Origin of the sequence: Microbacterium testaceum, from assembly GCF_020781835.1 — a bacterium.
Lineage (GTDB): Bacteria > Actinomycetota > Actinomycetes > Actinomycetales > Microbacteriaceae > Microbacterium > Microbacterium testaceum_H.
Map to the genome: position 1 here is coordinate 155,451 of NZ_JAJGNJ010000009.1, position 11,372 is coordinate 166,822.

Sequence of the window (11,372 nt, forward strand, 5' to 3'; positions counted from 1 at the left end):
GGGGACGTCGTTGCTTCGACGGCGTCCTACCGGGCGACAGCCGCGCTCACGCGTCGCGACGTGACGCGAGGAGCGCACGGATGCGCGAGTACAGGAACCAGGCGGTCCCCACGCCCACGGCCGCGATCACGACGTACTGGAGGATGTCGGCGTACTGCTCGATGACATGCCAGTTCTCGCCGAGGAGGTACCCGGCCAACACGAAGATCGTGTTCCAGATGAGGCTTCCGGCACCGGTCAGGAGCCCGAAACGCCACACGGGCATCTTGGCCACGCCCGCGGGGATCGAGATGAGGCTGCGGAAGATCGGCACCATCCGGCCGAAGAACACCGCCTTCCCCCCGTGCCGCTGGAACCAGGCGACGGTGCGGTCGATGTCCTCGGGGTGCAGGAGGGGGATCTTCGCGGCGATCGCGCGCAGCCGTTCGGCGCCGAGCCAGCGGCCCAATCCGTAGAGGGCGAAGGCGCCGATCACCGACCCGAGGGTGGTCCACAGCAGCGCTTCGAAGAGGGTGAAGGATCCGCGGCTGGCGGTCAGGCCCGCCATCGGGAGCACGACCTCGCTCGGCAGCGGCGGGAAGAGATTCTCCAACGCGATCGCGATGCCCGCGCCCACCGGCCCGATGACCTCCATGAGCGAGACCGTCCAGTCGGCGAGGGAGGTCAGCCAGGACTGGTCGCCCGAGGCCGTGTCCGCGGAGGCGCGGCCCAGAATGAGGGTGGTGTCGGTCATCGGGTGCCTTCGCGCTCGGTGATCGGCCGCCCGTCCGGACGCCCGACCGCAGCCTACGGGCGCCGCCTCGGCGGCACCTGTGAGCGGATCAGGATGCCGACACCCCGACGCTCACGATGGCCGCCGCGACGAACCACGTCGACGCCATGACGACGACCCCCACGAGCGGGACCCAGAAGGCGACGCGGTGGCGGACCAGCCGCACGATGGCGGCGACGACCGCCAGCAGCATCACGACCCACGGCGCGATGACGGCGAACCACAGGCCCATGTTCATCACGTTCTCGTCGCAGTCCACGGATGCGCAGGCGTCGGAGGCGAACGCGAGGAAGAACCCCGCGTACGAGCACGCGAGGGCCGCGAGCGGAAGCAGGACGAGCAGGGCGATCGTCAGCGCCAGGTCCCATCCCCGCCGCGCGGGACGCTGCGGCTGCTCGGGCCTGAGCATCCGGTACGACTCCGGGGAGAGGGAATAGGTCACGGGCGACATCCTAGGGATGCGGCGTCCCCGATTCGCGCCCGGGGGGTCACGGGTTCTACGTTCGAGCCGTGTCGTCCTCCTCGTCCGCCGCCCCTGCCGGGCTCGACGGCGTGTTCCCGATCGCGCGAGGGTTCCTCGACGCGCGTTCGACCGGACCCGCCGCGCTCCCCTACGGCGGCTCTCTCCCCGCCCTCCCGACCGCTGTGCGCGCCCGTCTGCGCGAAACCTGGAACCTCGACGTGGTGCACGATCCCGCGGCGCCGGACCCGCTCGCCGCGGGGGCGTTCGGCATCCTGTACGCGCACGTGCGCGCCGAGCAGGTCGTGCTCGCCCTGTCGGCGCGCACGAACCTCACTCTGGCGGGCAGCACCGTGCGCGTCGTGGGCGACGGCCTCGTGGCATCCGCTCTGACCACGGTCCTGCGCCGACTGGGCGCCGCGGTCGTCCGCGGCACCGACGACCCGGTGGAGCGGCTCGCGGCGCGGCTCGACGGCATCCGCGTGGAGCCGGTGGACCCCGCCGGGACCGCTCACCTCACCGTCCTCACCGGTGTCGGTCACGACGCGGTCTCCGCGGCGGACGTGGCGGGACTCGTCGCCGACGCCTCGCCCCGACCGCCGGATGCCGCGCACCTGCCGTCCCCCCGCCCGCACGTGCGCACGACCCCGAAGGGATCGCTCGTGGAGATGCCCTCCCCCCTCCCGACCGACCCCGAGGCGCCCACCGCGGCGCAGTGGCACCTCGCCGACGCCCTCGTCGCCACACTCCTCGTCGGAGACCGCCCCGGGGCGGACGGCGCGCTCGCCGCGGCGGTGACCCCGTGAGCGGGCGTATCGCGGACCCCGGACGGTGGCGTGCGGGACACGACCGCATCGAGTGGGCCAGGGCCCACATGCCGGTGACCACCGCCCTGGCCGCGCGGCTGACCCGCGAGCGCACCGTCGCGGGAGTACGCATCGGCGTCTCCGACGTCCTCGAGCCCAAGACGGCGACGATCGCGCTCGCGCTGGCGGAGGCCGGGGCCGACGTGACCGTCACCTCGGTCGGACGCAACACCGATGACGCCGTCGCCGCGGCGCTGGCGCACGCGGGCCTCCCGGTCTACGCTCGCGCCGACGCCGATCGGGGCGAGGACCGCGCGAACGCCCTGGCGCTGCTCGACCACCGGCCTCACGTGATCGTCGACGACGGCGCCTCGACCATCCGGCTGGCCCACCTCGAGCGCCCCGACGTCGTCGCCGAGATGCACGGCGCCACCGAGCAGACGACCTCCGGCGTGCGCCCCCTGCGGCGCATGGAGGCCGAGGGGGCGCTGCGCATCCCGGTCGTCGCGGCGAACGACGCCCGGTCCAAGTCGCTCTTCGACAACATGCACGGCACGGGCCAGTCGGTCGTCTTCGCCGTGGCCGACGTCGCCGACCGGTCGTTCCGCGGCGCGACGGTCGTGGTCGTGGGGTTCGGCCGCGTCGGCACCGGGATCGCGCAGCATGCCGCCGCCCTGGGCGCGCGCGTGGTCGTCACCGAAACCGATCCGGTGGCGGCGCTGCAGGCCGCCTTTGCGGGTTTCGAGGTGCAGACGCTCGCCGAGGCGGTGCGGCACGCCGACATCGTCATCTCGGCCACCGGCATCCGTCACACGATCGACGTGGCACACCTCGACGCCCTGCGCAACGGAGCGGTGGTCGCGGTCGGCGGCGGCGTCGGACAGGAGATCGCCCTGGATGCCGCGCGCGCGGCAGGAGCCGTCGAGATCGCACGCTCGAGCGCGGTGTCGGTGCTGCGGACGCCGAGCGGCGGCGAAGTGCGCGTGCTCGACGACGGCAACTGCCTCAACGTCAGCGCCGCCGAGGGCAACCCCGTCGAGATCATGGATCTGTCCTTCGGTGTGCAGCTCGCCTCCGTCGCTCACGTGCTGTCGTCGCCCGGTCTTCCCCCGGGCGTCCACGAGCTGCCGCGTGCCGCCGACGACGAGGTGGCCGCCATCGCTCTGGCCTCCTTCGGGGGTGCGTTGGATGCGCCCTCGCCGGCGCAACGCGCCTTTCTCGCGGCATGGAACACCGAGGAGGGAGAGGAATGACGGTCGTCGTCCACCGCGCGCCCGTCGTCCTCTCCCCCGGTGCGGCACCGCTCGCGGACGGTGCGGTCGCCGTGAGCGGAGAGCGGATCGTGGCCGTCGGTCCCACCGACCGGGTGCTCGGGGCGCTCGAGGCGGTCGAGGTCGAGCTGAACGAGTGGGACGGTGCCCTGACCCCGGGCCTCGTCAACGCCCACACGCACCTGCAGTACAGCGACATGGCCGCCGTCGGTCTCGCCGAGCACGACGGGTTCGAAGCGTGGATGAGCGCGTTCATGGAGCTGTACCCCGTTCCGCGTGACTGGGGCGCGTCGGCCGCCGTGGGCGCCGCCCTGTGCCTGCGTTCGGGCACCACGGCGGTCGCCGAGATCGTCACCGACGCCGCCGCCGGCTCCGCGGTGCATGACGCGGGACTGCACGGCATCGCGTTCTGGGAGGTGCTGGGCTGGACCGAGCGCGCGTGGGCCGACAGCGGCGAACGCACCGTGCGCGCACAGCTCGCCGAGCTTCCCACCCCGCCGGCGACGGGACTGTCGCCGCACGCGATCTACTCCCTCGACACCGCGGTGATCCGCGACCTCGCTCGCCTCGCCCGGGAGTTGGGCGTGCGGCAGCACATCCACGCCGCCGAGTCGGCGTGGGAGGACGCCTACGTCCGCACCGGCACCGGCGACCTCGCCGAGCGGTGGCGCGCCAACGGCCGCGGCGAGTTCGCGCTGCTCCGCGACGGCGGGGCGGGCACCGGCGTCATCCGCTACCTCGACGACCTCGGCGCCCTGACCCCGACGACGCACCTGGCGCACGGGATCTACGTGGATGCCGAGGACCGGGCGCTCCTGCGCGCACGCGGCGTCAGCGTCGCCCTGTGCCCCCGCTCCAACGCCGTCATCGGCCTCGACCCGGCACCGGTCGCGGCGTACCTGCGCGAGGGCAACGCGATCGCGGTGGGCACCGACTCGCTCTCCTCGTCGCCCAGCCTGTCGCCGTGGCACGACGTCGCCGCGCTCCACGGCATCGCCCGCGCGCAGGGCTACGCCGACGACGACCTCCACGCCCGCCTGTTCGCCGCCGCGACGTCCGGCGGCGCGCGCGCCCTCGGGCTGGAGACCGACACCGGAGTGCTCCGCGCGGGCGCCCGCGCCGACCTCGCGGTGTTCCCGGTCTCCGCCTCCGCTCCGCGCGACGCGCTCGCGGAGCTCGTCGAGGCCGGGCCCGACGAGGCATCCCTCACCGTCGTCGGCGGGAGCATCCGCTGGGCCGGCACGCCCGAGAGCGAGCGCACCTCGGCTCGGGTGTGACCCTCGCCGCCCCGAGAGGAGGGGCGGTCACCGGCGACGACGTCAGCCGCGCGGAGCCGGCCCCGTGGAAAGAGCGTGCACGAACCGGCGCAGGAACTCCGTGCCGTCGAAGGCCGTCACGGCGCGGATCGTCGGTCCCTCGGGGGTCCCCCACGCCAGCGGCAGACCGTCGTGCGTCAGAGCGACGCGCGTCGCGAGCGAGCCGCCGTACGGCGTGTAGTCGACCGGGCCCTCGATCCATCCCGTGACGATCTCGGGTCGGTGCAGGACGACGGTGGCCAGTCCGTCGTGGGCGGAGGAGATCCGACGCCCCCACTTGTACTGGTAGAAGTCGTTGTACGCGTCGAGCACCTCGCCGGCGAACGTCGCCCACGGGGTCCCCACGCCGCGGAGGACCGCCAGCACGTGCTCGTCCAGGATCGCCGTCGCCGTGACGTTCACGCCCACCATGACGACGTTGCCGGAGTTGCGCGCTCCGAACACGATCTCGGCGGCTCGACGGTCGTTGGCGGTGTTGGCATCCGTGAGGGTCGCGCCACCGGGTGCGGGGTACGGACCCGCACCCCCCATGATCACGACCGAGCGGTACTTCAGGAACAGGTCGGGGTCGCGCTCGAGCGCCCGGGCGATGTTGGTCAGCGGCCCGAGCGGGTGCAGGTCGACCTCACCGGGGTGCTCCGCGGCGATGCGCACGATGGCATCCACCGCGCTCTCGTCCTCCACGCGCAGTTCGGCGCGCTCGAAGCGGTCGCCGAGCCCGTCGGTGCCGTGGACGAAGTCGGCGATGGACGCCTCGCCCTCGATGGGAGCCGCCTCGCCCAGGTGGATCGGGATGTCCTCGCGCCCGGCCAGCCGCAGCACCGTCCGCACGTTGCGCGCCGAGTCCACCACGGGGGTGTTGCCGTAGATCGTCGTGAACGCCTCGATCTCGACGTCGGGCTGGGCCAGCAGGTACATGAGCGAATGCGCGTCGTCGAGACCGGTGTCGGTGTCCACGAGAACGCGGCGGACGGAAGGCAGGGCGGATGCCATGAATGCTCCTCGGGCAGAAGAAGGGATCCTCTCACCCTGCCCGGTCCGCAGGTCCGACACGGCGCGGTGTTACATCGCGTGACACGTTCGTTCCCTGTTCGTCACAGGAACGGCCCAGAGTGAGTGGTGACACGGGCGGCCCCGACCCGTATCCCCCACAGCACTCGTCGACCGGCGCCTCCGGCGTCGTCGGGAACGGACACACCATGGCATCCACGTCTCAGCGGTTGCGCCGCGTCGCGCTGCCCGCGGCCGGCCTCACGGCCGCCCTCGCCCTCACCGCCTGCTCCGGCGGCCAAGCGGCCCCCGCCGCCACCGACGGGTTCGAGGGCGTCAGCCTGACGGTGTGGAACAACATCGACTTCGAGCCCTACCAGGGTCTGCAGAAGCAGTACTTCGAGTCCTGCGCCGCCGATCTCGGCATCACGGTCGACGTGCAGACGCAGTCGGGCGACTACACCACGCGCCTGCTGCAGGCTGCGGGCGCGAAGTCGCTGCCCGACGTCGCCCTGCTCTCCACCGACACCCAGCTGCCCCAGCTGGCCTCGCAGGGGGTGCTCGCAGATCTGAGCCAGTACGACGTGACCACCGACGGTCTCGCCGACAGCGCCGCCGACCTCGGCCGCTACGACGAGACGCTGTACGGTCTGCCGGTGCAGGTCGAGGACTACGCGATCTTCTACAACAAGGCCGCCTTCGCCGCCGCCGGCGTCGCCGAGACCGCCCCGGAGACCTTCGACGACCTCGCCGCGCTCGCCGCCTCGCTCACCACCCCGACGCAGAAGGGCATCGTCCTCCCCGGCATCGGCGGAGACGGTTCGACCCCCGTCTACTTCCTGCCGTTCCTGCTGTCCGCAGGCGGAGACCCCGCGGACCCGACCGGCACCGGCGCCGTCGAGGCCGTCGACCTGTACAAGAAGCTCGTGGACGACGGCTCGCTGTCGCCCGAGTTCGTCAACTGGGGCTGGGACTCGATCGACCAGTGGACCTCGGCGTCCGCGGCCATGACGGTCTCGGGTCCGTGGAACCTCGTCGACACCTCGATCCCCTTCGAGTGGGGCACCTTCCCGTTCCCGACGGCCGAAGCGGGCGAGTCGCCGAAGGTGAACCTGCTGGGCTACGCCTACGGTGTCGCCGCCAACGCGGACGCACAGAAGGAGGCCGCAGCCGCCGCCCTGGTGAAGTGCCGCGCCTCCGAGGAGAACCAGATCGAGACCGCCGTCCAGGGCGGATACATCCCCGCGCTGCAGAGCGCGCAGGAGGCGTTCGTCGAGCAGGTGCCCGCGGCGGCGCCGTTCGTCGACGCGGTCGACGGCGCATACAACTCGGCGGAGCTCGGCACCGAGTGGAACACGCTGCAGCAGCAGTACGTCGACGCGATCCAGGGCGCGACCGTCGGCGGGCAGACGGCCCAGGCCGCACTGGAGCAGGCCAGCGGCCAGTGACGGCGGACACGCTGACGACGACCGGCCGGCCGGGGGTCCCCTCCCCCGGCCGGTTCCGGCGTTCGCTGGCGGCGCGTCAGCGCGCCGAGCTGTGGGGGTTCCTCGCCCCGGCGATCGTCTTCTTCGTCGTCTTCTTCCTCTTCCCGCTCGGGTACGGCGTGTTCATGAGCACGACCGACTTCCAGACCGGCACCTTCATCACCGGCCGAGCCCCCTTCGTCGGAACCGCCAATTTCGAGGCGATCCTCGCCGAGCCGGTCACTCTCCGCGCACTGGCGAACACCCTGACGATCACGATCGTCTCGGTCGTGGTCGAGTTGGTGCTGGGCCTCCTGCTGGCCCTGCTCTTCGCGCGCCGCTTCCCGGGCAGCCGGTGGCTGCCCACCCTCATCCTCTTGCCGTGGCTGCTGCCCGCGGTGGTCGTCGCGACCGTGTGGAAGTCGCTGCTGGCCGGTGACGGGCCCCTCAACGACGTGCTCCACGCGCTCGGCATCCCCGCCGAGGCGTGGCTGGCCAATCCCGCCACGGCACTGCCCGCGGTCATCCTCGTCGCGGTCTGGGCGAGTCTTCCCTACTGGGCGACGATCCTGGGCGCAGCGCTCAAGCAGGTGCCCGCCGAGCAGCTCGAAGCCGCTCAGCTCGACGGCGCCGGAGCCTGGCGGCGCCTGACGGCGATCGTGCTGCCGACGATCTGGCCGGTGATCTCGGTCCTCGTCGTCATGAGCGTCGTCTACACGCTGCTCATCGTCGATCTCGTCCTCGTCCTCACCGCCGGCGGACCCGCCAACAGCACCGTGACCCTCGGGCTGCTGTCGTACCGGCAGGCCTTCCAGCAGTTCCAGTTCGGACTCGGCGGAGCCTACGGCATGCTGCTGCTGGGTATCAGCATCCTGTTCGCGATCGTCTACACCGTGATGTCGATGCGCCGGGAGCGTGACCAATGACCGCGACCCTGCCCGCCCCGCCCGCCGTTGCGCCCACCGAGTCCGCGCCGGGCCCGGTCGTCACGCGCCGCCGCCGTCGCGGATGGACATGGACCCTGGTGACCATCGCGGTGCTGGCGGTGTACCTCTTCCCCGTGTACTGGATGGTCTCGGCGTCGCTGCAGCCGGCCGCGAACTCGGCCGACACCGCATGGTTCCCGACCTCCCCGGGTCTGGGCGGATACGAGAAGGCGCTCGATGACGCCGGCATCGGCGGGCTGCGGGTGTCGATCCTCGTCTCGCTCGGCTCGGTGTTCGTGACGCTCCTGGTGGCCATCCCCGCCGCCTATGCGCTGAGCCGCCTGCGTTCGCGTGCGGTGAGCCTCGCCTTGATCCTGCTGCTGCTGGCTCAGATGATCCCGAGCGTCGTGCTGGCCACGTCGTTCTACGCGATGTTCAACTCGTGGGGCCTGTTGAACACGTTCATCGGGCTGATCCTCGCCAATGCGACCGCGGGGGTGCCCTTCGCGGTCATCGTCATGCGCGCGTTCATGCTGCGCCTGGACACCGAGGTCATCGAGGCGGCGACCGTCGACGGCCTCGGACCGATCGGGACGCTGTGGCGCATCGTGGTGCCCCTCTCGCGCAACGCGATCGTCACGGCCGGGGTCTTCGCGTTCCTCTTCAGCTGGGGCGACCTGCTGTTCGGGCTGACCCTGGTCAACCGCAACGAGATGTACCCCATGTCGGTGCTGATCTTCGCGCTGTCGAACTCGAACCTGAACACGTGGGCGGCCACCATGGCCGCCTCCCTCATCGCGAGCGTCCCCGCACTCGTGGTCATCCTCGCCGCGCAGCGGCACGTGAAGGCGGGCCTGACCGCCGGCGCCGGCCGCTGAGGCACGGGCGCGGGCCGCGCCGCACGTAGACTGGCTTCTCGTGAGCGAACGCGTCCTGGTCAACCAGCTGAAGTCCCTTCCCGCCGGCCCCGTCTCGGTGTCGGGGTGGGTCGAGACCGTGCGCGATCAGAAGAAGGTGCAGTTCGTCGTGCTCCGCGACGAGACGGGCGCGGTGCAGCTGGTCAACCCGGCGACGCGTCCCTCCGAGGAGGCCGGTGAGCAGGATGCCACGGCCCTCGCCCTCACCGAGACGATCGGCGCGCTCGCGAACGGGACGTTCCTCACCGTCCACGGCGAGCTCAAGCACGACGAGCGCGTGAAGCTCGGCGGTGTCGAGATCAAGATCGGCGAACTCGAGATCGCCGCCGCCGCCAACCCCGAGACGCCGATCGCCGCCGACAGCGGTCTGGACAAGCGCATGGACTGGCGCTTCCTCGACCTGCGTCAGCGCCGCAACAACCTCATCTTCCGCGTGCAGACGACACTCGAGCACGCCATGCGCACGTACTGGGTCGAGCGCGACTACATCGAGATCCACTCGCCCAAGCTCATGGCATCCCCGTCCGAGTCCAACGCCGAGCTGTTCGAGGTGCCGTACTTCGAGGACAAGACCGCCTACCTCGCCCAGAGCCCGCAGTTCTTCAAGCAGATGGCCCAGGTCGCGGGGTTCGGCAAGATCTTCGAGATCGCGCCGGCCTTCCGCGCCGACCCGTCCTTCACGAGCCGTCACGCGACCGAGTTCACCTCGATCGACGCCGAGATCAGCTGGATCGACTCGCACGAGGACGTCGCGCGCATGCAGGAGGAGCTGCTGCAGACCGCGTTCCAGGCGGTCAAGGACAAGCACGGCGACGAGATCCAGGAGCTCTTCGGCGTCGAGGTGCGGGTGCCGAGCCTGCCCTTCCCCCGTATTCCGCTCGCCGAGGCCCGCGAGATCGTCGCGGCGCGCGGGTACGAGATCCCCCGCACGGACGGCGACCTCGACCCCGAAGGCGAGCGTCAGATCGCGGCGCACGTGAGCGAGACGTTCGGCCACCAGTTCGTGTTCATCACCGACTACCACCCCGAGATCCGCGCGTTCTACCACATGCGCGACCCCGAGACCGGGCTCACGAAGTCGTACGATCTGCTGTTCAACGGTGTCGAGATCACCACCGGCGCCCAGCGCGAGCACCGCGTCGACGTCCTGGTCGAGCAGGCCAAGGAGAAGGGTCTCGACCCCGAGCACCTCGACTTCTACCTCGACTTCTTCCGTTTCGGCGCCCCGCCGCACGGCGGCTTCGGCATGGGCCTGGCCCGCGTGCTGATGCTGCTGCTCGGGGAGTCGTCGATCCGAGAAGTCACCTACCTCTTCCGCGGCCCCACCCGCCTGGCCCCCTGAGTTCGCCGGCCCGTCCCGAGGGGTTCACTCCCCGGGCCGGGCGAGGTCATCCGTGCCGACTACCGTGTCGTCATGGTCGTCGACAGCGCCGCGCTGACCGTCCCCCCGGACGGCCCGTCCGGCGCGGGGTGGTCCATCACCCTCGCCGGCGTCGGGCGACTCCGGGCCGGCAGCCCGGTGCTCGAGGGCATCGACCTGGCGCTCCCCTCCGGGGCGATCATCGCGATCCTCGGTGAGTCCGGTTGCGGCGCGTCGACCCTGGGGCGCATCGTCGCAGGACGCGAGCGCCCCGACAGCGGACAGGTGCACATCGACGGCCGCACACGACCGGAGGCCCCCCGCGTCACCGCGGCGGGCGATGCGGTCACGCCCCGGTGGGGGCGCGTATGCGACGCGGTCCTCGCGCGCCACCGAGGCGGACACCCGCGCGCCCGGGACGAGGCCCTCGGACTGCTCGCCCTCGTCGGCCTCCCCGATCCCGAGGCGTCGGTGCGCCGGCTCTCACGCGGCGATCGCCAGCGCCTCCAGATCGCGCGCGCGCTGTCGACCGACCCGCGGGCCCTCGTGCTCGATGACGCCCTGAGCGCCCTGCACACCTCCGGCCGTGAGCGCCTGCGCGACGGGCTGGTCCGGGAGCTCCGCCGCCGCGGAACGACCACCGTGTGGATCACGCGCGACACCGCCGAGGCGATCGCGGTGGCCGACCGCGTCGTCCTGCTGCACCGCGGTCGCATCGCCGCGGAGGGCACCCCCGAGCAGGTGTATGCGCGCGCTGCGGAGCCAGCGGTCGCCGCCGTGCTCGGACCGGTCAGTGCGGTGCCCGGGATCGTGGAGGGCACCGTCGTCGACGTCTGGGGACAGCACCTGCCCCTCGCCGGATCCGCGCACGACGGTCACTGCGAGGTGCTGGTGCGTCCGGAGAACGTCGTGCTGGTGTCATCCGACGCCCCCGGCATGGACGCCGTGGTCGAGGGCAGCACGTTCCTCGGCCACGTGCGCCGGTGGGGGGGGGGGGCGGGGGGCGGGGGGGGGGGGGGGGGGGGGGCGCGCCCCGCCCGGCGGGCGGGCGGGCGGGCCCGCCGGAGGGCGGGGCGCGGCCGCGGGCG

11 protein-coding genes are annotated in these 11,372 nt (G+C 72.2%); 8 read left to right on the forward strand and 3 right to left on the reverse strand.

Annotation, left to right across the window (positions count from 1 at the left end):
* Nucleotides 1-46 precede the first annotated feature (46 nt).
* Nucleotides 47-733 carry a DedA family protein gene (locus LL239_RS13950; RefSeq protein ID WP_228164042.1) on the reverse strand — a complete coding sequence of 229 codons (687 nt, stop codon included), beginning with the start codon at nucleotides 731-733 and terminating at the stop codon, nucleotides 47-49.
* Nucleotides 734-821: 88 nt separating this feature from the next.
* Nucleotides 822-1,214 (reverse strand): hypothetical protein, encoded by a 393-nt coding sequence (locus LL239_RS13955; RefSeq protein ID WP_228164043.1) that lies wholly within the window; start codon nucleotides 1,212-1,214, stop codon nucleotides 822-824.
* Nucleotides 1,215-1,282: 68 nt separating this feature from the next.
* Between LL239_RS13955 and LL239_RS13960 the strand changes: the two genes are divergently transcribed.
* The 3 genes from LL239_RS13960 to LL239_RS13970 are packed head-to-tail and all read left to right on the forward strand — an operon-like array spanning nucleotide 1,283 to nucleotide 4,586.
* Nucleotides 1,283-2,038, forward strand: coding sequence for a hypothetical protein (locus LL239_RS13960; protein WP_228164044.1), 756 nt, complete (start codon nucleotides 1,283-1,285; stop codon nucleotides 2,036-2,038).
* Nucleotides 2,035-3,291 carry an adenosylhomocysteinase gene (locus tag LL239_RS13965; RefSeq protein ID WP_228164045.1) on the forward strand — a complete coding sequence of 419 codons (1,257 nt, stop codon included), beginning with the start codon at nucleotides 2,035-2,037 and terminating at the stop codon, nucleotides 3,289-3,291. Before LL239_RS13960 ends, LL239_RS13965 begins: the two co-directional genes overlap by 4 nt.
* The gene (locus tag LL239_RS13970) at nucleotides 3,288-4,586 is read left to right on the forward strand and encodes an amidohydrolase family protein (RefSeq protein WP_228164046.1); all 1,299 of its coding nucleotides are present in this window, start codon (nucleotides 3,288-3,290) and stop codon (nucleotides 4,584-4,586) included. The genes LL239_RS13965 and LL239_RS13970 overlap by 4 nt, the downstream gene beginning before the upstream one ends.
* Nucleotides 4,587-4,628: 42 nt before the next feature.
* Here the strand turns inward: LL239_RS13970 and LL239_RS13975 are convergent, their stop codons facing one another.
* Entirely contained in the window at nucleotides 4,629-5,618 is a 990-nt protein-coding gene (locus LL239_RS13975; RefSeq protein ID WP_228164047.1) for a nucleoside hydrolase, read from the reverse strand.
* Between the two features lie 206 nt (nucleotides 5,619-5,824).
* Between LL239_RS13975 and LL239_RS13980 the strand changes: the two genes are divergently transcribed.
* The 5 genes from LL239_RS13980 to LL239_RS14000 form a co-directional block, all read left to right on the forward strand.
* On the forward strand, nucleotides 5,825-7,063 hold the full coding sequence (locus LL239_RS13980) for a sugar ABC transporter substrate-binding protein (protein ID WP_228164048.1): 1,239 nt from the start codon (nucleotides 5,825-5,827) through the stop codon (nucleotides 7,061-7,063).
* A complete protein-coding gene (locus LL239_RS13985; protein ID WP_228164049.1) occupies nucleotides 7,060-8,007 on the forward strand; it encodes a carbohydrate ABC transporter permease in 948 nt (315 codons plus the stop codon). Before LL239_RS13980 ends, LL239_RS13985 begins: the two co-directional genes overlap by 4 nt.
* A complete protein-coding gene (locus tag LL239_RS13990) occupies nucleotides 8,004-8,885 on the forward strand; it encodes a carbohydrate ABC transporter permease (protein ID WP_228164050.1) in 882 nt (293 codons plus the stop codon). The genes LL239_RS13985 and LL239_RS13990 overlap by 4 nt, the downstream gene beginning before the upstream one ends.
* 40 nt (nucleotides 8,886-8,925) lie before the next feature.
* On the forward strand, nucleotides 8,926-10,266 hold the full coding sequence (gene aspS / locus LL239_RS13995; protein ID WP_228164051.1) for an aspartate--tRNA(Asn) ligase: 1,341 nt from the start codon (nucleotides 8,926-8,928) through the stop codon (nucleotides 10,264-10,266).
* A gap of 72 nt (nucleotides 10,267-10,338) precedes the next feature.
* Nucleotides 10,339-11,372: ATP-binding cassette domain-containing protein (locus tag LL239_RS14000; RefSeq protein WP_228164052.1), on the forward strand; the 1,034-nt coding region annotated here is incomplete at its 3' end.